The sequence below is a fragment of the Cupriavidus basilensis OR16 genome (genome assembly GCF_000243095.1).
GTDB classification, from domain to species: domain Bacteria; phylum Pseudomonadota; class Gammaproteobacteria; order Burkholderiales; family Burkholderiaceae; genus Cupriavidus; species Cupriavidus basilensis_D.
In genome coordinates this window covers 47,378-73,989 of the sequence record NZ_AHJE01000030.1, presented here as the reverse complement: position 1 = coordinate 73,989, position 26,612 = coordinate 47,378, and the positions used below count along the sequence as shown (strand labels likewise).

The 26,612-nt window shown below is 61.6% G+C and carries 25 protein-coding genes, 4 pseudogenes and 1 riboswitch; of the genes and pseudogenes, 26 read left to right on the top strand and 3 right to left on the bottom strand.

Going from position 1 to position 26,612, the window contains the following annotated elements; all coding sequences use genetic code 11:
• The 3 genes from OR16_RS41195 to OR16_RS43480 all read left to right on the top strand — a co-directional run.
• A partial coding sequence (locus tag OR16_RS41195) for a ribonuclease domain-containing protein (RefSeq protein WP_202801078.1) occupies positions 1-794 on the top strand: 794 nt, incomplete at its 5' end.
• An 8-nt stretch (positions 795-802) separates the two neighbouring features.
• On the top strand, positions 803-1,093 hold the full coding sequence (locus tag OR16_RS12375; RefSeq protein WP_006158306.1) for a barstar family protein: 291 nt from the start codon (positions 803-805) through the stop codon (positions 1,091-1,093).
• Between the two features lie 134 nt (positions 1,094-1,227).
• A complete protein-coding gene (locus OR16_RS43480) occupies positions 1,228-1,596 on the top strand; it encodes a hypothetical protein (protein WP_141639866.1) in 369 nt (122 codons plus the stop codon).
• Between the two features lie 419 nt (positions 1,597-2,015).
• On the opposite strand, the gene OR16_RS12370 is transcribed toward OR16_RS43480, so the two are convergent.
• A complete protein-coding gene (locus OR16_RS12370) occupies positions 2,016-2,561 on the bottom strand; it encodes an RNA 2'-phosphotransferase (RefSeq protein ID WP_006158304.1) in 546 nt (181 codons plus the stop codon).
• A gap of 758 nt (positions 2,562-3,319) precedes the next feature.
• Between OR16_RS12370 and OR16_RS43475 the strand changes: the two genes are divergently transcribed.
• The 20 genes and pseudogenes from OR16_RS43475 to OR16_RS12290 all read left to right on the top strand — a co-directional run bounded on the left by OR16_RS43475 (position 3,320) and on the right by OR16_RS12290 (position 21,004).
• Positions 3,320-3,508: a hypothetical protein gene (locus OR16_RS43475; RefSeq protein WP_141639865.1), complete on the top strand. Its 189-nt coding sequence runs from the start codon at positions 3,320-3,322 to the stop codon at positions 3,506-3,508.
• Positions 3,509-3,693: 185 nt separating this feature from the next.
• A complete protein-coding gene (locus OR16_RS12365) occupies positions 3,694-3,999 on the top strand; it encodes a hypothetical protein (protein ID WP_006158302.1) in 306 nt (101 codons plus the stop codon).
• Between the two features lie 19 nt (positions 4,000-4,018).
• Positions 4,019-4,336, top strand: a complete 318-nt coding sequence (locus OR16_RS48200; protein WP_423739652.1) for a polymorphic toxin type 43 domain-containing protein — start codon at positions 4,019-4,021, stop codon at positions 4,334-4,336.
• Positions 4,333-4,809, top strand: coding sequence for a hypothetical protein (locus tag OR16_RS41180; protein WP_081488760.1), 477 nt, complete (start codon positions 4,333-4,335; stop codon positions 4,807-4,809). The genes OR16_RS48200 and OR16_RS41180 overlap by 4 nt, the downstream gene beginning before the upstream one ends.
• Before the next feature lie 494 nt (positions 4,810-5,303).
• A complete protein-coding gene (locus tag OR16_RS12360) occupies positions 5,304-5,714 on the top strand; it encodes a hypothetical protein (RefSeq protein WP_006158301.1) in 411 nt (136 codons plus the stop codon).
• On the top strand, positions 5,711-6,169 hold the full coding sequence (locus OR16_RS12355) for a DUF2846 domain-containing protein (RefSeq protein WP_043419447.1): 459 nt from the start codon (positions 5,711-5,713) through the stop codon (positions 6,167-6,169). The genes OR16_RS12360 and OR16_RS12355 overlap by 4 nt, the downstream gene beginning before the upstream one ends.
• A 543-nt stretch (positions 6,170-6,712) precedes the next feature.
• Complete coding sequence (locus OR16_RS12350; protein ID WP_006158299.1) at positions 6,713-7,207, top strand: hypothetical protein; 495 nt, start codon at positions 6,713-6,715, stop codon at positions 7,205-7,207.
• A 778-nt stretch (positions 7,208-7,985) separates the two neighbouring features.
• Positions 7,986-8,174, top strand: a complete 189-nt coding sequence (locus tag OR16_RS41175) for a barstar family protein (protein ID WP_237717036.1) — start codon at positions 7,986-7,988, stop codon at positions 8,172-8,174.
• A 136-nt stretch (positions 8,175-8,310) separates the two neighbouring features.
• A pseudogene (locus OR16_RS12345) lies at positions 8,311-8,640 on the top strand (DUF2846 domain-containing protein); the annotation flags it as partial.
• 140 nt (positions 8,641-8,780) lie between these two features.
• Positions 8,781-9,626: a hypothetical protein gene (locus OR16_RS12340; RefSeq protein WP_006158297.1), complete on the top strand. Its 846-nt coding sequence runs from the start codon at positions 8,781-8,783 to the stop codon at positions 9,624-9,626.
• A gap of 385 nt (positions 9,627-10,011) precedes the next feature.
• Positions 10,012-11,187 carry a branched-chain amino acid ABC transporter substrate-binding protein gene (locus tag OR16_RS12335; protein WP_006158296.1) on the top strand — a complete coding sequence of 392 codons (1,176 nt, stop codon included), beginning with the start codon at positions 10,012-10,014 and terminating at the stop codon, positions 11,185-11,187.
• A 122-nt stretch (positions 11,188-11,309) separates the two neighbouring features.
• Positions 11,310-12,205, top strand: a pseudogene (locus OR16_RS12330) (branched-chain amino acid ABC transporter permease).
• A 13-nt stretch (positions 12,206-12,218) separates the two neighbouring features.
• Entirely contained in the window at positions 12,219-13,385 is a 1,167-nt protein-coding gene (locus tag OR16_RS12325; protein WP_423739651.1) for a branched-chain amino acid ABC transporter permease, read from the top strand.
• Positions 13,382-14,167, top strand: a complete 786-nt coding sequence (locus OR16_RS12320; protein ID WP_006158294.1) for an ABC transporter ATP-binding protein — start codon at positions 13,382-13,384, stop codon at positions 14,165-14,167. Before OR16_RS12325 ends, OR16_RS12320 begins: the two co-directional genes overlap by 4 nt.
• Entirely contained in the window at positions 14,164-14,889 is a 726-nt protein-coding gene (locus OR16_RS12315) for an ABC transporter ATP-binding protein (protein WP_006158293.1), read from the top strand. Before OR16_RS12320 ends, OR16_RS12315 begins: the two co-directional genes overlap by 4 nt.
• A gap of 12 nt (positions 14,890-14,901) precedes the next feature.
• Positions 14,902-16,232 (top strand): annotated as a pseudogene (locus tag OR16_RS12310) (amidase).
• A gap of 40 nt (positions 16,233-16,272) precedes the next feature.
• Positions 16,273-17,566: pseudogene (locus OR16_RS12305) on the top strand (M20 family metallo-hydrolase).
• Positions 17,567-17,680: 114 nt separating this feature from the next.
• Positions 17,681-18,232: a helix-turn-helix domain-containing protein gene (locus tag OR16_RS12300; protein WP_043419476.1), complete on the top strand. Its 552-nt coding sequence runs from the start codon at positions 17,681-17,683 to the stop codon at positions 18,230-18,232.
• Positions 18,233-18,372: 140 nt separating this feature from the next.
• A riboswitch (SAM-I-IV-variant riboswitch) is annotated at positions 18,373-18,478 on the top strand.
• Between the two features lie 28 nt (positions 18,479-18,506).
• Positions 18,507-19,631: an ADP-ribosylglycohydrolase family protein gene (locus OR16_RS12295; RefSeq protein ID WP_006158289.1), complete on the top strand. Its 1,125-nt coding sequence runs from the start codon at positions 18,507-18,509 to the stop codon at positions 19,629-19,631.
• Between the two features lie 101 nt (positions 19,632-19,732).
• On the top strand, positions 19,733-21,004 hold the full coding sequence (locus OR16_RS12290) for a DUF445 domain-containing protein (RefSeq protein ID WP_006158288.1): 1,272 nt from the start codon (positions 19,733-19,735) through the stop codon (positions 21,002-21,004).
• Positions 21,005-21,031: 27 nt separating this feature from the next.
• Here OR16_RS12290 and OR16_RS12285 read toward each other — a convergent pair whose 3' ends face one another.
• Entirely contained in the window at positions 21,032-22,309 is a 1,278-nt protein-coding gene (locus OR16_RS12285; RefSeq protein ID WP_006158287.1) for a Zn-dependent hydrolase, read from the bottom strand.
• 157 nt (positions 22,310-22,466) lie between these two features.
• On the opposite strand from OR16_RS12285, the gene OR16_RS12280 reads away from it, so the two are divergent.
• Positions 22,467-22,850 carry a nucleotide pyrophosphohydrolase gene (locus OR16_RS12280; RefSeq protein ID WP_006158286.1) on the top strand — a complete coding sequence of 128 codons (384 nt, stop codon included), beginning with the start codon at positions 22,467-22,469 and terminating at the stop codon, positions 22,848-22,850.
• A 191-nt stretch (positions 22,851-23,041) separates the two neighbouring features.
• Positions 23,042-24,529, top strand: coding sequence for a M81 family metallopeptidase (locus tag OR16_RS12275; protein WP_006158285.1), 1,488 nt, complete (start codon positions 23,042-23,044; stop codon positions 24,527-24,529).
• Between the two features lie 13 nt (positions 24,530-24,542).
• Here the strand turns inward: OR16_RS12275 and OR16_RS12270 are convergent, their stop codons facing one another.
• Entirely contained in the window at positions 24,543-25,589 is a 1,047-nt protein-coding gene (locus OR16_RS12270) for a GntR family transcriptional regulator (protein ID WP_006158284.1), read from the bottom strand.
• Positions 25,590-25,890: 301 nt separating this feature from the next.
• Here OR16_RS12270 and OR16_RS12265 point away from each other — a divergent pair, with 301 nt between their 5' ends.
• The gene (locus OR16_RS12265) at positions 25,891-26,574 is read left to right on the top strand and encodes an amino acid ABC transporter permease (protein ID WP_006158283.1); all 684 of its coding nucleotides are present in this window, start codon (positions 25,891-25,893) and stop codon (positions 26,572-26,574) included.
• Positions 26,575-26,612 lie beyond the last annotated feature (38 nt).

Below are 26,612 nucleotides of genomic sequence, written 5' to 3'. Positions count from 1 at the left end.
TCTGGTCCTCGTGTGCGTCAGCCAATATCTACTCGGAAACGGACCGTGCGAACAACGCAGCGCTGAGCGATGGACTGAGTAGTTGCGAGGGAAGTCGCTGCCAGGCGCTCGCGAACTGGATACAGGCCCAGAAGACTGCCTACGGCTGCGGTGCGGGTGGTGGCAGCGCGGATTGCCAGGTCTTGGATAGGAGCTGGCAAATTGCGCAGGCCAAGGCGCAGGGGCTTGAGCTGCCGGCATTTGCGCCCGATGATTTGATCGGGACGGGGCTGGTCAAGGGGGTGCTGACAGGGACGCTCAAAGGTATTGGCCTGTTGGGGGTGACCAAAGTTGTTCCAGGTGATGCTGCAAAGGCTCTGGGCGAGCGGCTTGCGACAAACGGTGCGGTTGTAACGAGCGAAGGGACAGCGAACGCCGCTACATACGCGGGATTGAAGCTTGATCTTAAAGTAACCGAATCCGCAAATGATCTTGTGGATAGTCTTCGCGTAACTGGCCAACTGCCGAGAAATTATGTTACGAAAGCGGAAGCGACTCAACAAGGGTGGCAACCAGGAAAAGCGCTGAACAACAGTGTAGCTGGCGGACAGTTAGGCGGCGACGTGTTCGCAAATTCAACAAACGTGTTGCCATCCGCGTCTGGTCGGGTCTGGTATGAGGCAGATATTGGGTTGAGCAATACCATGTCCCGTAGCAATCAGCTTGGTACAAGGCTATTGTATTCGAGTGATGGGTTGCTATACATTACCGCCGATCATTATAAGACTGCTGTAAAAATCGGAGTGTGGAAATAAGGTGCGAGATGAAGATTCATATAAATGGCGATGTGGTGAGGAGTGAGATGGACTTTCATCGGGAGTTGGCTTCTGCTCTTGGTGTTGAGTCATTCTACGGTTTCAATCTGGATGCGTTATGGGACCTGCTTAGTTCAAGTGTGGAAAGGCCTGTTTTTTTAATGTGGATTAATGCCGGTGTATCGAGGAAATATATGGGTAAATCGTATTTTGAAATTGTTGATATCTTGGAGAGAGTAAAAATACAAGATGAGAGATTCGGTTGGAATGATAAATTTACGTATAAGATAGATTTGTAGGCGAGGCGAACTAATGCAAGGCTATGCTTTGTAAATTTATTTTGAAATAAAATTTAAAGTCGTGTAATCACGGATACGTTTCAAGTGCACCGTTGCCGTTGGGGGCTAACGAAATTCGTTTCTCCCAGAACTCCGTGTCATTTAATAAAATAGATCGGGCGAGCGGAAGTAGCTACACCTACGACGATCTCGTACAGAGTATGCGCACCAAGGGTTGGCAGGGCGACCCGGTAGATGTTGTGAAGATGAAGGACGGTATGTTGACCAGTATGGACAACACACGTATTGCGGCTGCAAGAGAGGCCGGGATTGATGTTCAGGCCAAAGTTCGTGGCTACAACGACCCGCTAACGCCAGAGATACAACAGGCTCGTGGATGGCAAAACTACAATACGTGGGGTGAGGCCATCACCGGCCGCATTAACAAACAATCTGGCGGATTTGGGACGAGTAATCCACAAGGGGCAACTCAGCCACCGCGTATCACTGGGGGAAAGAGATAATGAGGCAGTTTCTTTACAATGGCCCGCTTCTACCTGACGGCTTTCGACTACCGGCTGACTATCGGCGTTTGGTCAGCGAGAATGTCTTACCCGACATAGAGCCTTGGTTCTTCCTCTCCCGAGACATGGGGGCTACGCTTTCTTACTATGGGGCAATGCTTCAGAAGTTTCCCGCTTCGCCCCTAGTTCCATTTGCCATGGTGAATGACCAAACTGGCTACTACAACGATGGGTGGGTTGTGGTGGCTTGCTTTGATGGCAACGATAGGTCAGCGAATCCAAGGGTCTGTATTTATGATTACTCGCAGCCAAACAGATCCCCATGGGAACGCACCTATGCCAACTTCACTGCGTGGCTTGCGACGGCAGAGAAAGAGTCAGCCCGCTACAAGAGGGCGCGGACTGAGAATGAATAGCCGCTATTCGCGGATGAAGCAAAACGGGACGCGATCTGTCAACCATACTCCGTTCTCGGCCTGAAAGAATTTGAAACCCTGCTGGTGCATACGCAGGGCTTCAATCTCTAGCACGATCGGTTTGCCATAGCGCTGTCCGACGGCGGTGGCTGTCTGTGCGTCCTGCGACAAGTGCACATGGTGACGTGAGCCTGCTATAAGTCCCTGTTCGCGAATGGATCCCAGGAAGCGCGTCGCTGTGCCGTGGTAGAGCAATTCGGGTGGCACCTTCTCGCAGTGCTCGCGGCTTACGCTTGCAGTGGAATGCCCTTGAACTGCGCGGATACGCTGACCATCGCTAGAGATGGCGAACCGTTTCTTGTCGCTGGTCGCCACAATCGTTTGGAGCATGTCTCGATCAATAATGCGACCTTCTCTAGTTGCCCCCGCAAGTAGGTCGTCGATATTAGCCCAGCCCTCAGTATCTAACTGTATGCCAATGGACTGAGGTTCGTGGCGTAGGACGTAGCTCAAGTATTTGCTTGTTTCGTCAAGTTGCCTGTTGCTCATGCTCGTTCAGTGTGTCGTTTCGCACATGGCCTTGAGCATAGCCCGAAGCGAGGGAGGTGGGCAACCAACTGCTGTGTGATGTACTGCAGCACTGATCGTAGGTAGCTTCTTGGTCATACCAAAGCCGAGTGGGAAGGAGTTAAGTTGGGACCCGCAGTGCCGGGCAGCGAAGAACTCTGCTTTCTTCCCTCCTATAACGGCGCCGATCACCGGTCAGCGCTGCTTCCTTCCACCGGCATGGCGTATGGTATGGGATGCAATAAAGGCAGTGGGTGGTAGTGTGTACAAATTTAACCCTGCAACGCAAGCGTTGACTCCCGTTCTGATAAGGCCATACTGATGAGTAAGCCAAAGATAAGAATTTCAATAACAACCAATATTGACACGGCGAAGTGGAAATTCGGAAGGAAATTAATAGAGACATTCTGCAATGCAGATCAAAGGTTGACGTCAGAGTATTTTGATAACAAAGAAGCAATCAAGAAGCCATTCAAAGGAGTGGAAGATTGCGAGGAATTGTGGGCTCCGGAGGTTGTTATTGATGCGGGTGTCAATGGTCGAATTATTGCAACGTGGAATTCCATGTGGAGGCGAAGCAAGGCAGTAAGGTGTAGGGCTGATATGCACACACTCTGCTGAATCAGCGTGGTCAGCTTCGGCCAGGCTGGTTCACGTTTGATGCCGCCGCAGATAAAAAAATCGATTGGATATGGCTATTTCGTCAACTATGTGAATTGGCGGAGCCAAAATTTGCTGTTATGCATTTACTTGCGGATATTGAGATTGGGCGTGGTGCATTTGGCGTGGGAGATGATGCCGATATTGCGCAGGACGATTTTGTCACTGGCGTGCCTGCTATTGCATTGGAGCAGCGAGGCATCCCAAATCTTGCGTGGGCTACTTTCTTTGGTAAAGAGTATGCCGCAGAGGTCGATGAAAAAAAGTGAGAGATAATGATTTTGGAATCGATGAAATTGGCCGGGGATCTTTGTTGGTATTGACGTCGAGAATTTTTGATGTGGCGGATAATTTTGCGCTATTCTCAACCCGGCGAGCGGAAGCAAAAAAGCTGTTCAGGCTGGGATTATTTCGCATCACCAATGAACCCCCGTTTTAGAGCATCGCCGACTGGGTGGGACGCTGGCAGGAAGACCGCAGCGGCGGCGACCGCTGGCACGACACCGGCGGGCGCGCCACGCTCGGCAGCCTGGAGTCCGGTATCCAGGCCAGCAACGCACTGTCGGTAACGGCCGGCGGCCAGGTGCTCAACACCGGCAACCTGATGGGCAGCCAGGTCGATGTCACCGGCGCCGCCCTGGTGAACGGCTACACCAGCCCGACGCAACCCACGCCGCCCGCAACCGGCCCGCAGCAAGTCATCTCGCTAGGCCCCGTGGCAACGGTCTGGTCCTGCTCCGGGCGTCATAGCGATTACTGATAACACATCGGTCGGCGCTTTGAAGAACTACTATCCTTCGGGTGGCGGTGTGGAGTTTGTTTATGATCCGACAACAAGTACCTTTGCTGTTGGCGCTCCCAAGGCTGGGCTATTCGATGGTTCGCCTCATCAGAAACTTGTCCAGTCAATCGGTGCGAAGGACGGGAACGTCGTAGGGGGAACGTTTAGCCGAGCACCGGATGGTTCAATCATCACAACTGAGAATAGCGGGCACTATGGACAGAACTGGACGCCTCAGATCGAGAAGCAGTTCCAAGAGTGGCTCTCGAAGCGAGTCGGCGTTACAGTGAACCATCAACGTTGGGGAAGTCGATGAAAACTCAAATGATCTTTCCGCCGCTTGTTGAACTTCAGAACACGTGGCTTGTGAATATAGGTCAGATAAAACTTGGAGTGGGACCAACGGGAGAATGGTGCTTTCGGGTGGGGCAACGAATGGTGACCATTTCGAAGCCCGACGACACAATGCCTTTACTGCCATTGCTCGAGATCGGTAGGACAGAATTTTACGATCACGTGAGGCGTGGCGTTCAAGTTCGTCCGGAGTTGGCAGAAGCTGTACGTTCATTTCCCGAGGTGCTTCTACTCAAGTTTGCATTCGAATCTTCCGTATCTGATTATTGGCCACTTAAGGCAATGGATTGGCTGGATCTGAATTCAGATCTTGTATCGGAGCTTCGCGGAGAGTTGCGGACGTTGCAATCGCAAGGATGGGTAGCGCAACGATTGAGGCAGAGGGTCGATGCGGCAGTCAACCGCTGCGGGGAAGCGATTTTTACAAAGAGATGAATATGTTAGATGAAAAACTACTCTTCTCTGGTTCACAGAGACGGCTGCAAACTCTAATTGGAAAATTAGTGAATGTCAGCGCTACGCTGGCTATCCGGGGTGGTGATTTATTGTTCCCGAAAATGGCTCTATAGATTCTCTATTTAGAGTCGAAATTTACGCGCCGGGTTTGGAGAAGAAACTTGATATGCTGGTTGAGGGCTGGGTGGGCGGGCGGGCCCGCCTCATATTTTGATAGGGTCGAGTTAACGGGCGTTCTTCGCGAAGGAACAACCCGAAGGAATTATGTTTCAATATCTGATATAGAGTCTCTTCCTGTAGTGATTAATTTTTCTCCATCTGTACGTCATAACTCGATATGGATAGCGCAAGTTTTTTCGCTTGGAGCACGACACACGATAAGCCCGCTATGAGACCGATGGTTGGGGGTGGCCGGATTCAGATCCCACGATGGCTGGTGGCTTTCAGAAACTAGATATAAACATACGCCTTTTATGAACATCTTAGCTCCGATGCGTTTGCGCTACCTCTGGGTGTTACTCGCCTGCGGCATCGCCTTGTCAGGCTGTGCCCCGATGATCGCAACGGCACCGTCTGCCGTCGAACTTGCACAGGATGGGACCACGGCGCGATCCATCACGATCCAGGCGCCAGTGGTGATCCAACTCGATACGGGGTACTCACGAACATTGGCCGCAAAATCCGTCTGGAAGCCGGTGGGACGCGTGCCGCAAGGTGCCGTCTACCGGCCGGTCGGAACGATCTTCACAATCGAGGGCCGTCAGGTCCACGAAGCCTACCTGGTCCTCAAAGACAAAAAGCTGGTGGGCTTCTATTTGCCGGGAGAGCAGAACTACTCCCCGCTTTCAACCGCAGTACCTCTGACCTTTGGAGAAACCGAATGAAACGAGTTGTACGTATGGTAATGGGTGGGATGGCGATGTCGCTGCTGATGGCGGGCTGCGCATCGGGTGTAAAGCATTCCGATATGGCGGCCTCTATCCCGACGATCAAGCCGGGCGAAGGACGTGTCTACTTCTTGCGCTCGGCCTCCATGTTCGGCGCCGCGATTCAACCGGACCTTCGCCTCAACAACCAGGTTGTGGGGGAATCCAAGCCAGGCGGCTTCTTCTTCGTGGACCGGCCTGCTGGCAAGTACGTGGCCTCGGCGGCGACAGAAACGGAGAAGACGCTCAGCTTCGCCTTGGATGGTGGGGAAACGAAGTATGTGCGCAGTTCGCCGTCAATGGGTCTGATGGTTGGCCGCGTGGTGCTGGAGTTGGAGACGCCCGACAAAGCCAAGGAGGAGCTGTCGTCCTTGAGCTATACCGGGGACGTGGTGAAGGCACCGGCAAAATGAGTTAGCAAGCCAGGCTGAGCGGCTTCATGCCGGTACGACGCGGGCAGCCGAGGCGGGTGGCGGGCGGTTCTTCCCGGCCCTGCACACGGCTGCCGTTTGGCAAGGGCCTTCAATCGGAGCGCTGATTCGCGTCATTTGCGTATGTGTAACGCGCGTCTCGTTCCTTAGCGCCGTCTGGTCGAAGTACTGCTTTCCGCCTAACTAGTGGCCAAATTCGATCATTCGCGACCCGCTTCTGCTTCTCCTACAGCCGGGCTCGCCGAAGTGCGGTCACTCTCGTGTGGCAAAGAGAAACGCGTTCCATCGTGACCCGCCGAGGTGGACTCTTGCGTTGATATTCATAACTCGTGGGGTTAAAACAGCCATCATTCAGACCGAATGCGCCGTGGTCGGCATGGCTGTCAAGCCCAATCCTGTCGGTTCGGGAATCGGGTCGTCCAATTCCCAATTATTCATGGTCTTCCTATGACGTCTTTCTTGCCCCGCCGGTCATTGTTAAGTGCGCTGATAGCACTTCCGCTTTTGCTTACAGGGTGTGCCGTAATGCCCGAATACGTGCCGACGGGCGCCACAGACACGCAGGCACGCCTGCGCATCAAAGCGATGGATATGTACGCGTATCCCGCTATCATCCTGGGGACCGTCGAGCAGGACAATGAGCCCAAGCGGCAGATGCTTGCCGTCTTCACAAAGGGATGGGCAGGGATCGGCAAGACCCCGAAGGAAAGCGAGCGCATCGGCATGCCGGCCTCGACCGAGCAGGATACCAACATGCCAGTGCTCGAGCGCTACGTGAGCGCGGGACAGCCACTCTCGCTAATGTTCTCGGCCACGCTCGATGGCAGTCTTGTGTGTCGCGCGGCGGCAGTGATGACACCAGAAGCAGGGCGCGATTACGAACTCGTCGTGCTGGTGCAAGGGACGTCGATTGGTGGCAATGGACGATGCGGACTGCTCGCTTATGAGCTCCAGCCTGGCGCTGGCCCGGACAACCGCGTGCCGTTCATGCTGCGGCCCCGATCGGTGGCGGAGCGCTAACTTCGCGAAATGAGCAATATTGACATGAGTGAAAGCCAACCTCCATGCCAGGAATGATGAGAACCTTGATTTTGAACGCTTGCGCACTCGTCCTGACCGCCTGCGTAACGAGATATCCGGAGCCCACGTCGGGCGACCGTGCCAGGATACGGATGGTGAAGACAGGCCCGTCGGCAAGCACAAGCTTCCACACCTTTTCCAACATGCCGGCGGGAGACTGTATCAAGCAGGGCGTGGAGCTTGGCGAGCAGCGTATCGCTCTGTTTGACAACCCATTGGTTCACTACAACGCTAGCCTTGGGATTCCCGGCAATGACGCCCAGGCTAGCCAGCGTTTCTCGGAAGCCTACATTCATGCTGGTAGGCCTTTCCTGCTCGATGCATTTGTCATAGGCGCCAACGTTCAAAATTCATATCAATGTCGTGTCGCCGCATTGTGGAGCCCGGAGTCCGGAATTCATATCAATGTCGTGTCGCCGCATTGTGGAGCCCGGAGTCCGGGGCAGACTATGAGGCGGTGCTTCACTGGACGGGCAGCGCGTGCCAATTGACCGTTTCCAAAGTCGAGACAGGCGGGCCTGACGGCGTTGCTCTTAAGCGCCCGGTAGGCGCCAGGTTTCTGAAGACTTGTGAAGCCCCGGGCAAGTGAACACCACGACGTGACCGGACGGGCAATCCTGTGTGTGTGAAAGGGAGCGAATCTCCCCGGATTTAGGGCTACACGGCTCGGCGTGGAGCCTCCGGGGCGGCGGGGGGGGGGCTGGATGTAAGGTGCGCAATGAATATTCAGATAAATGGCGAGGTGGTGAGAAGCGAGGTGGACTTTCATCGAGAGCTAGCTTCCATCCTTGGTGTTGAGTCATTTTACGGCTTCAATACGGACGCGTTATGGGACCTGCTTAGTTCGGGTGTGGGGAGACCCATTTTTTTAAGATGGGTGAATGCAGGTGTCTCAAAAAATTCATGAGTAAATCGTATTTTTATATTATAAATATAATGGAGAGGGTGAAAATGCAGGATGAGGGATTCGGTTGGGTTGAAAAATTTACTTATAAGATCGATTTTTAGGACAAAAAAAATACTGGTCATCTCAATTTTGTTAAATGTACTTCTTGCGCACGGCCTCCATGTTCGGAGCCGCGATCCAACCGGACCTTCGCCTCAACGGCCAGGTTGTGGGGGAATCCAAGCCCGGCGGCTTCTTCTTCGTGGACCGGCCCGCTGGCAAATATGTGGCCTCGGCGGCGACGGAAACGGAGAAGACGCTCAGCTTTGCCCTGGACGGTGGGGAAACGAAGTACGTGCGCAGTTCGCCGTCAGTGGGCCTGATGGTTGGCCGCGTGGTGCTGGAGCTGGAAACGCCTGACAAGGCCAAGGAGGAGCTGTCGTCCTTGAGCTATACCGGGGACGCGGTGACGGCGTCGGCAAAGTGAGTAAGCGAGCCAGGCTGAGTGGTGTCATGCCGGTACGACACGGGTAGCCATGACGGGGGGCCGGGCAGCTATTCCGGCCCTCCGGCAGTTAGCTCGCTAATCGGTCGGCATGTCAAATTGCGACTGGAGATCGTGCATTTATGTATTGGACGGATCATTCCCTGCCTTCGACGAAGAGGCAATTCAAGCGCCTTGCCAATCTGTTGGTGGTAGCCGCAATGCTGAGTGGCACGCAAGGAATCCCGCGTGCCAATGCGGCATCTGGCCAGCCTGACGACGCGATGGCGGTCGTGCGAAGCTGGACTATCCTGCAAAGGATCCAAAGCGAATGTCCGGCGGTTCCCGATGAGCGTTGGCGACTCGATCGCATCGATCAGGCGGTAGCCCCGTCCCAGACGTTCTCCGCCCGACGATATGCGGAGGAGCTGGTTAAGAGCTCCGCATGGCAATCGGTCCTCGGCAAGGATGTTCAGACGCTGCTGAACATGACGGATGGCTGTGGGACAGCTGCGATGCTGGAGTGGCAAGCGGGTATGCGCCGACAAATCGATACATCAACGCAAGCGCTTGCTGGCGATATTGTGAGTCACTGGCCATCTGCAGCGCTGCAGACGCCCGTCAGAATTTCGGTCGGTGCGTTGGAGGCCGTTGATGACGACGATCCTGGCTATCTCCGCATGTCCGTATCCAACCCTGGCACCGAGGTATTGGAGATTGCACTATCGGGCAAAGACTTGCACACCGGCTTCTGCAGAACTCTCAGCTCTGCAGATTTGCCGATTACCGCTGGCACGGATCTCCCCACGCAGTTGCTTACGCTGCGCCCGGGTGCGTCCATTGCAGCGCGCCTCGTGCTCGATGCGGCCTGCATGCCTGCAGATTCCGTCGCACTGGTTGGTGCGTTGATCGTTGTCCGCGACGGGGTTATGGAGTATCGCTCCTTCGGACAGGTCGACATTCCCCGAAAGGAAGTGTCCAGGCAATAGCTGCCGACCGGCGGCGCCATCGCCGGCGATACCTGTGGCGGCAATGTCGCTTCGGTGCCCCGATTGGTCCACTTTTGGTGGGTCGTGATGCAACGACCGACTCTGCCGTCCCTCCGCGCGGCACCGACAGTTCCTCTGCGCCCCAATTTTCCACGGTTCTGGTGCGGCAGCGCACCAGAACCGTGCCGGCCGCACGCAACTGCCGCCTGCCATGGGCGTCTTCGCCCGCCATTGTGGTGCTTCCGATCCCTCCACACCCCCAAAGTCACTGGCACGCTTGTTGCAACGCAAAATTCAAGTAACTTGAATTTGGGGAAAGTCACATGTACTTTTGCTCGAGTTACTTGAATACCAACCGTTTGTCCATGTGTCGAAGGGGATGAGAGTGCGCAAGAAGAACACCGTAGTTGCCGCAGCCGTGTTGCTGGCCTCGGCCGGGTTGGCCGGGATGTCCGCGCCGGCTGCCGCCAAGGATGTCGTCAAGATTGCCTTCGTGGGCCCGCTGACTGGCGGCGTGTCCTCCATCGGCCTGGGCGGGCGCAACTCCGCCGACCTGGCGGTTCGCTTGCGCAATGCTGACCCGAAGTCGAAGTACACCTATGAACTGGTCACGCAGGACGATGAGTGCCGCCCCAACGTGGGCGTGCAGGTGGCGACCAAGATCGCTGCCGACAAGAGCATCGTGGCGGGGGTGACGCATTTCTGTTCGGCCGTGGCGATGGGTACGGTTGGCGTGTACAACCGCTTTGGCATGCCGGCCGTGGTGTGGGGCGCGGTGCTGCCGGATGTCACTTACGGCAATAACTTCAAGGAGATCCATCGCGTCAACGGCACCATGATCAACCAGAGCGAGGTTGCCGCGAAGTTCATGACGGGCCTGGGCTACAAGAAGTGGGCGATCATCCATGACACCACCGATTACGGCAAAGGCCATAACAAGTACTTCAGCGAGTTCCTGAAGAAGGATGGCGGCACGGTGGTGGGCACCTTCGGCGTGACGGCGGACCAGCAGGATTTCACGACGGAGCTGACCAAGATCCGCGAGCTGAAGCCGGACGTCGTCTACTTTGGCGGCCTCACGCCGCTGGGCGTGCGCATCCGCACGCAGATGGAGAAGCTGGGCATCAAGGCGCAGTTCGAGGGGACATCGGGCATCAAGTCCGATGCGTATATCCAGGGCGCGGGCAAGGAGCAGGCCGAGGGCTCGCTGGCCTTTATCGAGGGCGCGCCGTGGGAGAAGCTGCCTGGCGGCTTGTTCTTCGCGGGCAAGTATTCGCAGCAGAAGTACAGCGATCCGCCCGAGGCGTATGGCCCGTTTGCGTTTGCCGCGGCCAACCTGATCATGGATGCGGTGGAGAAGGTGGGGCCGGATCGCAAGAAGGTGCGCGATACGCTCAATGTGACCAAGGATGCCGACACCATCATCGGCAAGGTTACGTTCGATGACCATCGCCAGAACATCGTGCCGCTGGTGACCAAGTATGTGGTCGAGGACGGCAAGTGGGTGATCTGGGAGGACAGCACCTACGGCAAGGGCAAGAAGAAGCTCGCCGGTCTGTAAGTCACCGAAGCGTTGAACCAGAGAAGCACGATCCACGGACCCGCGGCCGCAAGGCGCGGCGGCCCGTGGCCGGCCGCGCGTGGCGTCCGGCTTCTTGTCAGGATGGGGGAAAGGGGAACTCGATGAGTGTGATTGGCCAATACGTTTTCAACGGTTTGATGCTCGGCATGATCTATGCCATGGTCGCCGTGGGATTTACGCTGTTTTTCGGCGTGCTTGATGTGATCAAGTTCTCGCACGGCGATACGCTGATGGTCGGCGCGTTTGCTACATCCAGTCGCCGTGGATCCGCTTGCTGGCGGTGGTGCTGTGCGCGATCTGCGTGACCGGCCTGCTGGGCGCGGCGATTGCTAAATTCCTGATCCTGCCGCTGCGCAAGGCGGCACCGCTCAATACACTGCTGGCCACGCTGATGCTGGGCACGGTGATGCGCGAATCCGTGCGGCTGTTCTATCCCGACGGCTCCAACCCCAAGCCTTTCCCCGCGCTGCTGCCGACGGCTTCCATCGAGCTGGGCAGCTTGTCGCTGCGTGCCGATAACCTGATCCTGCTGGCTACCGGCATTGCCATCATCGTCGGCGTGCATCTACTGATTACGCGTACCCGTTTCGGCATGGCGATCCGCGCCGTGGCGCAGGATGGCGAAACGGCGCGGCTGATGGGCATCAACTTCGAGGCGGTGGTGCTGCTGACGTTCGCGCTGGGCTCGGGCATGGCCGCGCTGGCGGGCGTGATGAACGGGCTGTACTACAACGAGATCAACTTCAATGTGGGGCTGCTGCTTGGCGTGATCGGCTTTGCCGCGGCCATTCTCGGCGGGCTGGGGAACATCTACGGCGCCATCCTCGGCGGCTTCTTGTTTGCCGCGCTGCAGGTGCTTGGCAGTGCCACCTTGCCCGCGCTGATTCCGGATATCCCCAGCGCGTACAAGGATGTCTTCGCTTTCGCCGTCGTCATCGTGCTGATGGCCTGGAAGCCGACCGGCCTGATCGCAGAAAAATCCAGTGAGCGGGTCTGACACTATGAACACCATGAAGAGTCACACATCGAGCCAGCGTCATCCCGCTGTGGTGCTGGCGCTGGCCGGCATCGCGCTTACCGTCTACATGTGGTTGTTCCTGCATGCGGAGTCACAGCTGAGCGTGGCCATCTTGCTGGCCGTTGCCATCGTGGCGGTCATTGGCGGCCGCAAGCTGGGCGCCAACCGCTCGCTCGAGGAGGCTGGCGCCAGCCGTCCCGGCCTGGCCCGCTTGTGGGCCGTGGGCGGCACGCTGGCGTTGATCGCCGCCTTCTACGATGCGCACTTCGCGCTGTTGATGATCTGCTCCGTGCTGCTGTACACCACAGCCTGCCTCGGCCTGACGCTGCAGTTCGGTTTCTCCGGCGTGGCCAACTTCGCGGGCGCGGCGTTCTTTGGCATCGGCAGCTATGCCACTGCCGTGATGGCCATGCACACCGGCATTCCGCACTTGCTGATCATCGTCATCTCGGGCGTGATCGCGGCGCTGGTCGGCTCGATGCTGATCACGCCGGTGCTGCGCACGCGTGGCCACTATGCAGCCTTGGTGACCATCGCCTTCGGCATCCTGTTCAAGACATTCATCGAAGTCAACGACGTGCTGGGCGGGCCGCAAGGCCTGCAGGTGCCGGGCATGACCATCTTTGGTTACGCGCTTAACGACGGCTTTACCGTGGCCGGCGTCGACGTGTCGTTTTACGTGAGCTATGCCTTGATCAGCCTCGGCATCTGCGCCGGTGTCTTCGCGACGGTGAAGGCGCTGGAGCGCTCGTGGGTGGGACTGAGCATGGACGTGGTGCGCACGGACGAGACGGCCGCCGCCACCTTCGGCCTGCATATCGCGCGCTGGAAGGTCGTGGCCTTCATGCTGGGCAACTTCTTCGCGGGCATCGCGGGCAGCATGTACGGGATGATCACCGGCTTCGTGGCGCCGAACAACTTCACGTTCTCCGATTCGCTGCTGATGCTGTCGATCGTGATCCTGGGCGGCCTGGGCAATGCGGTCGGCCTGATTCCGGCGGCAATCATCGTGCTGGTGTTGCCGGAGAAGCTGCAGTTCATCCAGGAGTACCGTTTCCTCTTCTATGCGGCGCTGGTGATCGCCATCCTGCTGTTCCGCCCCGATGGGCTGCTGCCGCGCAAGACGCGCTTGTTCTTTGGCCGGGAGACTTCGCGATGAGTGACAAGACCATGATTGAAGTCAAGGGCCTGACCATGCGGTTCGGCGGCCTGACCGCGCTGGACAGCCTGCACATGACGATCCGCGAGGGCGAGATCCTCGGGCTGCTGGGCCCTAACGGTTCCGGCAAGACGACCTTCTTCAACGTGCTGACCGGCCTGTACAAGGCGAGCAGCGGCACCATCACCTACAACGGCGAGAACGTCATCGGCAAGACGCCGCAGGACATCTACCGCAGCGGCGTGGCGCGGACCTTCCAGCGCTCGCGCTTGTCGCTGCCGCTCACGGTATTCGACAACATCGTCATCGGCGACTACCAGCACATGCAGCACGGGCTGATGTTCAACCTGTTCCGGCGCAAGGCTTTTCGCGCGGAGTACGACGCCTATGTGGAGAAGGTAAAGGGGCTGCTGAATATCTTCAGCCCGCCGTTGGTGGCGCGCTTGTTCGAGCCCGTGGAGACCTTCACCATGATCGACCGCCGCCGCATCGAGGTGTGCCGCGCGCTGATGAGCCAGCCGCGCCTGCTGTTGCTCGATGAGCCTTCCGCCGGCATGACGCATGACGAAACGCACGCGCTGATGAGCGACATCCTGGATGTGCGCGGCAAGCTGCCGAACTTGTCGGTGGTGCTGATCGAGCATGAAATGAACGTGATCGAGCGCATTACCGACCGCTGCGTGGTGCTGAACTATGGCAAGAAGATCGCCGAGGGCACCTACACGGAAATCACCGCCGACGCCAATGTGCAGACCGCCTACCTTGGAGAGGAAGCCGCATGAGCACGCTCAATTCCCCCGGCACGCTCAGCGTAAGAGGGCTCACCACCGGGTATGACAAGGTCAATGTGCTGCATGACGTTTCCATCGATGTGGCCCCTGGCAAGATCACCTGCATCCTCGGCGCCAATGGCGCGGGCAAGAGCACGCTGATCCGCGCCATCCTCGGCCTCACGCCGCCGCGCCAGGGCCAGGTCCTGTGGGATGGCAAGGACCTGGCCGGCGAGAAGACGCACAACATCATCGCCACCGGCATTGCTTGCATCCCGGAGGGGCGCAAGATTTTTCCGCGCATGACGGTGGCGGAGAATCTGGCACTGGGTGCGTACCTGGAGACAGATGCGGCGCGGGTGCGCGATCGCCTGGCCAAGGTCTACGATATCTTTCCGCGCCTGAAGGAGCGGGCCGCGCAACTGGCGGGGACGATGTCGGGTGGCGAGCAGGCGATGGTGTCGATTGGCCGGGGCTTGATGGCGCAGCCGAAGCTGCTGGTGATCGATGAGCCGTCGCTCGGGCTGTCGCCGCTGTATGTGAAAGAGAACTTCAAGGTCATCAAGCAGATCAACGCGCTCGGCATCACCGTGCTGCTGGTCGAGCAGAATGCGCGGCAGACGCTGGCCATTTCGCATTATGGCTACGTGCTGTCGCAAGGGCGCGTGGTGGCCCAGGGCACGGCCGAGGCGCTGGCCAGCAACGACGAAGTGCGCTCGGCGTATTTCGGCTGACGGAGAGCACGCATGAACGATTTCCTGGCACTGCCGGCGCGCGAGCTGGCGGCACGCATGGCGCGGCGCGAACTCAGCGCGCAGACATTGGTACGCGCGTATATCGAGCGCATCGACGCCGCCGAGGCCGGCATTCTGGCCTGGCAGCATTTCGATGGGGCGCAGGCATTGCAGCAGGCGCGGTTGCTGGATGCCGGGCCAGTCTTGGGCGCGTTGCATGGCTTGCCCATCGGCGTGAAGGACCTGATGGATACCGCCGACATGCCCACCACGTATGGCTCGCCGATCTATGCCGGGCATCGGCCCGGCATGGATGCCGCCTGCGTGGCAATGGCGCGCGCCGCGGGTGCGGTGGTCATGGGCAAGACCGTGACCACCGAGTTCGCTACTTTCCAGCCGGGTCCCACGCGCAACCCGCGACGCGCCCGCGGATGCCCCGCGCGTCCCACGCGCAACCCGCGCGCGCCCGCGGATGCCCCGCGCACGCCGGGTGGCTCGTCCAGCGGATCGGCGGCGGCGGTGGCTGCCGGCATGGTGCCGATCGCCTTCGGCACCCAGACTGCCGGCTCCATCATCCGCCCTGCAGCCTATTGCGGTGTGGTCGGCTACAAGCCGACCTATGGCACGCTGCCGTCGGCCGGCATCAAGTCGCTCTCGCCCAGCCTGGATACCGTGGGCGTGCTGGCGCGCTCCGTCGACGATGCTGCCTTCTTCATCGGCGCGATGGCGCGCCTCTCGCTCACGCCGCGGGAGACCGGGCGGCCGATGCCGTTGCGCGTTGGCATTTGCCGCACGCCGCATTGGGAGCGCGCGGGGGATGACAGCCGGCGTGCGCTGGACACCGCCGCGCGCTTGCTCGAAGGCCAGGGCGCCGTGTTGAGCGACCTGATGCTGCCCGCTGAGTTCGACGAACTGACGCAGGCCCAGATCGACATCATGGCGTACGAAGCCGCGGCCGCTTTCGCGCCGGAGACGCGGCGCGGCCCGATGGTTTCAGCGGTGGCTTTGCCACGTTGCTGGCGGCGGGCCGCGGCATCGATGGCAGCCGCTTCTTTGCCGCGCAGGCGCTCGCCGGTTCCGCGCGCAGGGCCTTCGAGCAGATGTTCGAGTCCGTCGACATCGTCCTTGCACCGAGCGCGCAGGGCGAGGCCCCGGCCGGCCTGGGCGCAACGGGCGATCCCATTTTCAACCGCATGTGGACTCTGCTCGGCAATCCCTGTGTCCATGTGCCTACCGGCACGGGTGCGCACGGCATGCCGGTGGGCGTGACGCTGATCGGCCCGCACCGGGGCGATGCGGGCGTGCTTGCGGCCGCGCAGGCGCTTGAGCGCAGCGTGGCTTGAAGTGCAGTGATGTGACCGACCCGAATCCCAGGAGAAGCGATTGACTCAACAAGATCAACTGGCGCAGCACGCGGCAGAACAGGCGCAGGACCATGTCAACAACGACCGCTTGCAGGCGGCCATTGCCGCGCTGGCCGCTTTCGGCGGTCGGGACGATGGCGGCGTCTCCCGTGAAACGCTGACCGATATCGATCTTGCCGCGCGGCGCTACCTGGTCGAGCAGGCGCGCGCGCTGGGTTGCGAGGTGAGCACGGACGATTGCGCCAACCTGTTTTTCCGCCGCGCGGGGCAAGCTTGACCTTCCGCCCGTGCTGACCGGCAGCCATGCCGACACGCAGCCGGTCGGGGGCAAGCTGGACGGCGCCTACGGTGTGCTGGCCGGGCTCGAAGTCATCGCGGCCCTCAATGAAGCCGGCATCGAGACGCTGCGCCCGATCGAAGTGGTGGCTTGGACCAACGAGGAAGGCAGCCGCTTCGGGCCCGGGGCCATGGGGTCGAGCGCGTTTGTGGATCCGGCTTGCCTGCCCGCGTATCGCGCGTCGGTGGACGGCGCCAACATCCGCTTCGGCGATGCGCTGGACGCCGCGCTTGCCGCCATGGACGACGTGCCGCGCCGCCCGATGCAGCGGCCGATGTCGGCCTGCGTGGAACTGCACATCGAGCAGGGCCCGGTGCTGGAGCGCGCGCTCGTGCCGCTGGGCGTGGTCACCGGCATCCAGAGCGTGCGGTGGTACCGTGTGGAATGCACCGGCATGATGGCGCATGCGGGCACCACGCCCATGGGCGAGCGCAGCGATGCCATGGCTACCGCCGTTGGCATTGCCCACCAGTTGTACGCCTACGCCACCGCCGAGGCCGCCAGCCAGTTGCGGCTGACGCTGGGCCGCTGGCAAGTCGGCCCCAACTCCGTCAACACGATTCCCGGCAAGGTAGAATTCACGATTGATGTGCGCTGCGTGGACGAGGCGGTGCTGACGCGTTTCGAGGCAAGGCTGGATGCCGCGATTGCGCAGGCTCGGCCGCGCCAGGGCGGCATCACGTACCAATGCTTTTTCCGGCGCCCGCCAACGCACTTCCCCGCTGCCATGCTGAACCTGATCGAGCGGGCCTGTGCGCGGGCCAGCGAGCAGGCGTCGCAGGGCAAGCCGCTGCACCTCACTTCCGGCGCGTTCCACGATGCCATGTATCTGGCGGAGCATTGCCCCACGGCCATGATCTTTGTGCCCAGCAAAGGTGGGATCAGCCATAACGCAGCAGAGGAAACGGCGCCGCACGAGCTATTCCTTGGGGCGCAGGCGCTGGCCTATACCGTGGCCGCGCTGGCGAACCAATAGCCTGGGTTCTTCATCTTCAACTTGTTTTGCACGGAACCTGAATTGAAAGCCAAAAGCGCCCTGGCGGTTGACCAGATCGACTCAAAAGATCAAAGCGACCCGAACGACAAGAAAATGCCCGCGTCCAGCCTGGGCGTGCGGCTGCGCCATGCGCGCCTGGTGGCCCGCTACACGCTGCTGCAGCTGGCGCAGAAGGCCGGCTGCTCGGAAAGCCTGAGCCTGATCTCCAAACTGGAGCGCGGCCTGGCCTCGCCGTCGCTCGCCATGCTGCACCGGCTCGCGGTTGCGCTCGACACCAATATCGCCGCGCTGACTAGCGAGGACAATCCCAACGAAAGCCCGATCATGCGCCAGGGCGAGCGCCCGGTCATCAAGGCGGGCGGCATCGCGCTGGAGCGCCTGGTGCTGGCCAAGCGTGGCGGTTTGCTGCAGGCCAATATCCACATCGTGTCGCCGGGCGAAGCCAGCGATGGGCAGATCGAGCACGTCGGCGAGGAGGTCGGTTATGTGCTTGAAGGCACGCTCGAGCTGACGCTGGGCGAGATGAGCTACACGGTTGGCGTGGGCGATGCGTTCACGTTCCCGAGCAGCGTGCCGCACGGTTACCGTAACGCCGGCACTGGCGTGGCGCGGGTTTTGTGGGTCAATTCACCGGCGACCTTCTGATTGCCTGCGCACAGGTATCTCCTCAAGCACACTGCTTCAAGCGGGCGAAACACATTGGATGATGCGGCTCACGATCACACCGCTGGCCGATCCCGCCCCACCCCCACCCTTGACACCCCCCAACCCCCCATGTTCCAATCCGCCCACATTCTGATTTGGGTCGACGCCCAAGCCAACCTGCCTTCCCGGGCAAGGTGGATCGCGAAAGCGGATGTGGCTCCTTGAGGAGCAAGCAAACGGGCCATGCGTCGACCCTCCTTACACGGAGGGTTTTTTGTTTTCTGCCTCGGTCATTGATCGCGAAATCACACGCAGCCGCTTCCGGGGCTGCTTGCTGGGCGGCGCTGTCGGCGACGCACTGGGCGCTCCCGTGGAGTTCCTGTCGCTCGCGGAGATCCGCGAGCGCTTTGGCACGGACGGCATCACCGGCTACGCGCCGGCCTACGGTGGCGTCGGCACCATCACCGATGACACGCAGATGACGCTGTTCACGGCGGAGGGCTTGCTGCGGGCATGGGTGGGCGGGGCCGGCCGGGGCGATGGCAGTGTTCCTGGCGTGGTCTCGCGCGCTTATCTGCGCTGGTTGCTGACGCAGGGGATCCAGCCGGCGTTTCATCGCGATGTGCTGTCGGACAAGCCGGGGTGGCTTTACCAGCAGGCGGCACTACACAGCCGCCGCGCGCCGGGCCATACCTGTTTGTCGGCGCTGGAGGCGATGCTCAGGCTGGGAGAGCCCGCGAGAAACGATAGCAAGGGCTGCGGCGGTGTGATGCGCGTGGCGCCGGCTGGCCTGTTTGCGTGGCGGCGCGCCGGGCGGGGTTGGCCTCAGGATGCTTTTGACCTGGGTATGGAGCTTGCCGCGCTCACCCATGGGCACCCGAGCGGATCGCTGACGGGCGGCGTCCTGGCGGTGTTGATCGGGGCGTTGGCCGGCGGTGCTGCGCTGCCTGATGCTTTGTCGAGCGCTAAAGCGTGCTTGTCCGCGTGGCCGCATCACGAGGAGACGCTGCTGGCGATCCTGCATGCGCAGGCGCTGGCCGATTCTGGCGTGGCCTTTGATGACGCCATCGCGCGCCTGGGCGAGGGCTGGGTGGCGGAGGAGGCGTTGGCGATTTCCGTCTACTGTGCCTTGGTCGCGCGCGATTTTCGTCACGGCGTTGTGCTGGCGGTGAATCATGACGGCGATTCCGATTCGACTGGCGCTATCACGGGCAACTTGCTGGGTGCGCTGCTGGGCGTGGAGGCGATTCCGCCAGAATGGCTGGCGCCCTTGGAGTTGCGTGACGTGATTGCTGAGCTTGCCGATGACCTGAGCGTGTTCCCGGAGTGGGATGTCGGTGGCGAGGCGGCGGACGAGGCGTTGGCGCAGCGGATCGGGACGAAGTATCCTGGGCTTTGAATTTTTCGACGACTAATCGAGGGACCGGACATGGCTTTGTCCGGCATGCGATTTACGATGGCGATCCCATCGACAAGCCCGGCTGCGGGGTCCGGTATCCCATGAATCAGGAAGAAGAGCTCAGGGACGCAAAGCGCAAGGCATTGGCCTTGCTGCTGTTCGCGTTTGCTGTCTTTGTCACCACCGTCCTCCTGCCGCGCGCGCCCTTGACGGATGGCGTGCGGGCGGCGGCGGAGGCCGCGCTGGTCGGCGGGCTGGCGGACTGGTTTGCCGTGGCGGCGCTGTTCCGGCGGATTCCGTTGCCGGGTTTTGCGCGGCACACCAACATCATCATCCGCAAGCGGGACGATATCGCGGATGGCCTGGCGGTGTTCGTGAAGGAGAAGTTCCTGGATGTGCAGTCCGTGGTCGCGCTGATCGAGCGCCACAATCCGGCGCAGGTGGTCACCCGGTGGCTGGACTCGGCGGCCAACGCGCGGCAGATCGGCGATATGGTGGTGAAGTTCGCGAGCGGCATGCTGGATGTGATGGACGAGCGCAACATCCAGTCGCTCTTGAAGCGGGCGGTGGATACGATGATCGACAAGGTCGATCTGTCGGAGTCGGCGGCGGCTATCCTCGACAGCCTGACCCGGAATGATCGGCACCAGGTGCTGCTCGATGAGACGATCGCGCAGTTGATCGCCTTGCTCAACGAGCCCCCGGCCCGTGCCTTTATCTCGGAGCGGATCGTGGAGTGGCTGAAGCGCGATCACCCCATGAAGGAGCGCCTGCTTCCCACCGAGTGGATCGGCAGCAATGGCGCTGACATGATTTCCGCGGCGCTTGGCCGCGTGCTGACGCAGATCGAGGGGGATGCCGATCACGCGCTGCGCAAGCGCTTCGACGCGGCCGTGCAGCGTTTGATTCAACGGCTGAAGCAGGATGCGGCATTCCACGCCAAGGCCGAGGCGCTGAAGGAACACCTGAAGCAGGATGGGGCGCTGAATGCTTACATCGGCGGGCTTTGGGCCGAGTGGCGCGATTGGTTGAAGCGCGACCTGGCGCGCGAGGATTCCGCTTCGCACCGCAAGGTGGTGGCTGCGGGCCAGTGGATCGGCGCCGAGCTGGCACGCAATGCGTCCTTGCGCGCATCGCTCAACGATCACCTGCGCGATGCGGCGCGCAACATGGCGCCGGACTTCGCGGAGTTCATCACGCGGCATATCAGCAGCACCATCCGCGGCTGGGACGCGCGCGACATGTCCCGGCAGATCGAGCTGAACGTGGGCAAGGACCTGCAGTACATCCGCATGAACGGCACGGTGGTCGGCGGGCTGATTGGCGCCGCGCTGTACCTGATCGCGCAGTTGCCGGCGTGGCTCGGCCGCTAGGGTGAGCTGCCCGCCCAGGCCAGCCGGTCAGGGCCGGTCGGCGAGCCTGACCACCACTTGCAGCAGGATCTGCGCACCATTGACCAGGTCGTCCGGCTCGGTGAACTCGCGCACATCGTGGCTCAGGCCTTTGACGCTGGGCACAAAGATCATGCCGCTCGGGCACACGCGCGCCAGCATCTGCGCATCGTGCCCGGCGCCGCTGGGCATGCGCATATGGCTTAAGCCCAGCGAGGCGGTCTCTTGCTCGATGAGGTCGGTGACCATGGGGTGGAACGCTACCGGCTCCAGGCGCGCGAGCAAGCGGTAGCTCAGGTTGAGGATCTCCGCCTGGCAGGCTTGCTCGGCAAAAGCCAGCACCTCGGCTTCGGCCTGGGCGAGCAGTTGGTCATCGGTGTTGCGCAGGTCGACGGTGAAGGTGGCGCGCTTGGGGATGACGTTGATCTTGTTGGGCTCGAAGCGCATGGCGCCCACCGTGCCGAGCTGGCTGTCGCCGTAGCGCAGCGCCAGGTCGTGCACGAAGCTGGCGATGCGCATGGCGGCGTAGCCGGCGTCGTGCCGCAGGTCCATGGGGGTGGTGCCGGCGCTGTTGGACATGCCGTCGATCGTGAACTCGGTCCATGAAATGCCTTGCACGCTCTCCACCACGCCGATGCGCAGGTCGCGCAGGTCCAGCGCCGGGCCCTGCTCGATGTGCAGCTCGACAAAGCTGTCGACGCGCGGCTCGCCAACCGGCGCCTGGCCGCTGTAGCCGATGCGCTGCAATTCGGCGCCTACGGTGGTGCCGCCGATGCTGGTAGCGGCGAGGGCATCCGCCAGGGGCAGGCCGCCCGCGTAGACCAGCGAGCCCATCATGTCGGGCTGGAAGCGCACGCCGGCCGCGTTGGTGAAGAAGGCCACGGCGATGGGGCGGCGCGTGCGCAGGCCGGCGTCGCGCAGCGTGGCGATCACTTCCAGGCCGGCCAGCACGCCGTAGCTGCCGTCGTAGCGGCCACCGGTGCGCACGGTATCGATATGGGAGCCGATCATCACGGGGGGCAGGTCTTCGGTGCCGGCGTAGACGGCCACACCGTTGCCGATGGCGTCGATCGTCACCGCCATGCCGAGCGCCTGCATGCGCGCAACCGTCCAGTCGCGGCCGAGCTCGTCGGCGTTGGTCAGCGCCAGGCGGCACACGCCGCCGCCCTCGATGGCGCCGAGCCGCGCCAGATCATCCAGGCTTTGCAGCAGGCGCTCCGGGTGGATGCGCGGCGCGCGTGGGGTGTGCGTTGCCTGTATTGCCTGCTGGGGGTGTTGCGCGGTCATGCGTGTTTCTGGGTCCGGTCGGAATGCGTCAACTATGAAACGAATGTCTCGCGTTTTGGTGCACATGAAACCCATGTTTCTCTGCCGGTTGTGCGTCGCGGGCCGCTTGCAATCGTGGTTCAATAGGCACGGTGCCCAATTTTCGCAATGAACCATCATGACCCTGATCGACATCAAGACGCTCCAGCAAGCGGCCGCCGCGTTTGGCGAGGCCCGTGGCTGGGGCAAGTATCACAGCCCCAAGAACCTGGCCATGGCCTTGAGCGTGGAAGTGGCCGAGCTGGTCGAGATCTTCCAGTGGAAAACGGAGGAGGAGGCGCGCGGGATCATGGCCACGGATGAGCGCGCGCACGTGGAGCAGGAGCTGGCTGACATCACGATCTATCTGGCGCAACTGCTGACCGCGCTCAATGTGGACCTGGATGCGGCGGTGAAGGCCAAGATGGAGATGAGCGCGCTGAAGTATCCGGTGAAAGATCCGGAGAAAGATCCGGAGAAAGATCCGGAGAAAGATCCGGCGAAAACGGGCGGAGCGAATTGAGGTAACGCGGCGCCAGGGCAATGGCGCCGCGCGATGGCCTCCCGGCGCCCCTGTCCGCCCCTGTCCGCCCCTGTACGTCGCCGTTCCATCCCGGGCCGCATGCCGGTAGACTTTGGACGTTGGCCCTATCCCCATCCCCCTTTCCGGCCGGACATTCCCGGCCGCTTCCATGCTGGAGCCCCCGCACCGCCATGAAGATCCTGATCGCACGACTGAACCACGAAACCAATACCTTCTCGCCGGTGGCGACGCCGCTGTCGTCCTTTCATCCGCATTACGGTGAGGATGCGTTGCGGGTGAGCAAGGGCACGCGCACGGCCATCGGCGCCTTTATCGACCTGGCGGAGGCGGCGGGCGCGGAGCTGGTGGTGCCGGTCACGGCCAGCGCCAACCCGAGCGGACGCGTCGCGGCCGAGGCGTATTCGGCCTTGTGCGATGCCATCGTGAATGCGGCGCCCGGTTGCGATGCCGTGATGCTCGACCTGCACGGCGCCATGGTCGCTGAGAACAGCGACGACGGCGAGGGTGAGCTGCTGGCGCGCCTGCGCTTGGTGCTGCCCAACGCGCCGATTGCCGTTGCGCTGGACCTGCACGGCAACGTGACGCAGGCCATGATCGATCACGCGGATATCGCGGTCAGCTTCAAGACCTATCCGCATGTGGACATGTACGAGACCGGCGAACATGCTGGCCGCCTGCTGATGCGCATGCTCGAGCAAACGGCGCAGCCCGCGCTGGCCTGGCGGCGCCTGCCGATGGTCACGCACACGCTGCGCAGCAATACCGGCGAAGGCGCGATGCAGCGCGCGGTGGCGGCGGCCAGGCAGGCGGAGGCCGACGGCATGCTGGCGGTGTCGGTGCTGGCCGGCTTCGGGCTGGCGGATATCGCGGCGCCCTGCCTGAGCGTGCTGGTGGTGGCCGACGGCGACCCCGCCGCGGCGCAGGCGGCGGCCGACAAGCTGGCCGCGCAGATCTGGGCGGAGCGCGCGGGCTTTGTCTATGAGAGCGAGCCGCTGGCTGAATCGATTGCGCGTGCCGGGCAACTGGCCGCGCAAGCCGGCAGCGGGCCGGTGCTGTTGCTGGACCACGGCGACAACTGCATGTCGGGCGGCACCTGCGACGATATGCAGGTCCTGCGCGAGGCCCTGCGGCAAGGATTGTCCGGCATCGCCGTGGGGCCGGTGTGCGACCCGCAGGCCGTAGCCGCGATGATCGAGGCCGGCGTGGATGCCAGCGTGACGTTGCCGGTGGGCAACAAGGTGGCGTTGACCCAGCTGGGCATCTACCCCGCGCCGCTGACCCTGAGCGGCCGCGTGGCCGCCATCAGCAATGGCGAATACGTGATCAGCGGCCCGACCTACACCGGCGCGCGCATCCACATGGGCCGCACGGTGCTGCTCGATATCGGCGCCGCGCAGGTGGTGGTGACCGAGACCCCGCAGGAGCACTGGGACTTGGGCATCTTTACCCATATCGGCGTGGATCCGCTGGCGCAGCGATTCCTGCTGCTGAAGTCGCGCATGTACTGCCGGCCGGTGTTCGTGCCGATTGCAAAGGCGGTGGTGGAGTGCGACGGCGGCGGCGTGACGAGCTCGCGCTATGCGCAGTTCCCGTTTCAGCGGCTGACGCGGCCGGTGTATCCGCTGGAGGCCGACGTGGCCTTGCCCGCGCGTGGCTAGCCGCGTGGCCCGTTCACGCGATATACGAAACCTCGGGCAGCGCGAACGTCTCGCGCACCAGTTCCGCGCGCCGGGTCACTTTCTCGCAAGATAGTTCCAGATGGTCGCGCAGCAGGTCGGCGGCCTTGCGCGGCGCGCCATCGGCGGCGGCCTGCAGCACGGCGATGTGCTCGGACATGAAGGGGTCCGCTTCCGGCATCGGCGTGGATACGCCCAGCACGTGCTTGCTTAGCGTGAGGATGCAGCGCGTGCGCTGCAGGCTGCCGAGCAATTCCTTGTTGGGGCACTGCGAGAGCAGCTGCACGTGCAGGTCATGCTCCAGGTTGTCCATGGCGGTGCGGCTGACCTTGGGGTAGACGCGCTGCGCCTTGTGCAGGTCGCCGATCATCCGCTCGATCTCCACGCGATTTGCATGGCCGATGGCGGCGCGCAGCGCGGCGGGTTCCACCAGTGAGCGCAATTCGTAAAGATCATGGATGCGCTTGGCGTCCAGCGGCGTGATGACCCAGCGCAGGCGCTCGTCCTTCTCCAGGATGCCCAGGCTCTCCAGGCGCAGCAATACGTCGCGCACCACAGTCCGGCCCACGTTGAAGTGGCGGGCCAGCTCGATCTCGTTGACGCGATAACGGCCGAACACCGACAGGTGCACGAGGTCGCGCTCCACTTCGTCATAGATCACTTCCCAGCCCAGCGTCTTGCGCGCGACATCCGGCTCGCTGTCCACGCCCAGCATGGCAGGGTCCAGCGGAATACGCCGGGGCGCGGTGCCCGCGGGCCCTGCCACGAAGCCGCGCCCTTCGAAGCGGCTGACCACGCCATCGGCTTCCAGCTCGCGCAGGGCCTGGCGCACCGGCGAGCGGGTGGAGCGCAGGATCTCGGCCACATGCCCCTCCAGCAATACCGTGCCCTGCTCCAGCGAGCCTTCCACGATGGCCTTGCGCAGCAGATCGACGATGACGGCGTAGATCGGCGCGTGCCGCTGCGCCTCGTCGGCATCCTGCGTGAGTGCGAAGGGGGCGGTGCGCTTGTCTTGTCGCGCGGCCGTCGATGGACTCGGCACGTTGTCTCCGGATCGGTTGGCGGGTTTGGGTGGCGTTGAGTGCTGCGTTAGTGCAGCGTTAGTGCAGCGTCAGGCGCGTCGCTCGCGGAGTTGGCATGGTGCCAGGGATCGGGCGGCGCATGAACACATGATACACGGGTATCTCCGCATATTGACGATTGTCGGCAATAGTCATATATTTCGATCCATGCCGGCGCAAGGCCGCATCGAGACGAGAACAAGACACCGAGACGGGGTGGTGGCCAAGCCGGCGCTACCCACAAAAGCGCAAAAGAGCAAAAGCGCAAAAGGGCACATCCCCATGGACTACCAGTTCGATTTCAGCTTCCTGAGCGCCAACTGGCGCGAACTGCTCGACGGGGCATGGCTGACCCTGCGCATGTCTGTTGCGACCATCGTGCTTGGCTTTGTGCTGGGAACGGTGCTGGCGGTGGTGCGCACGCAAGGCCCGGCCTGGGCGCGCCGCTGCGTCACGGGATATGTGGATGTGATTCGCAATACGCCGCTGGTGATCCAGGCGTTCTGGCTGTTCTTCGGGCTGGCGGCGGTGCATGTGCGCGTGCCGGCGATGGCGGCGGCGGTGCTGGCGCTGGTGGTCAACGTATCGGCCTACACCACGGAGATCGTGCGTGCGGGCATCGAGTCGGTGCCGCGCGGCCAGCTGGAGGCGGCGTCGTGCCTGGGGCTGTCGCGCTGGCAGGTGCTGCGCCTGGTGGTGCTGCCGCAGGCGGTGGAGCGCATGTACCCGGCGCTGATCAGCCAGTTCGTGCTGATGATGCTGGCCACCTCGATCATGTCGCAGATCTCGGCGGAAGAACTCACAGCCGTGGGCTACCGCATCCAGTCGGAGACCTTCCGCGGTTTTGAGATCTACATTGTCATCGCCGTGGTCTACCTGGTGCTGTCGTGGCTGTTGCGGCTATCGATGGCAGGCGTGGGTGCCGTCGCATTCACGCGCCGCCGGCGCCTGAAGACCGCGCTCTGATTCCTTCCTTCCCTCTACTTTCTTTCGACGCGGAGCCA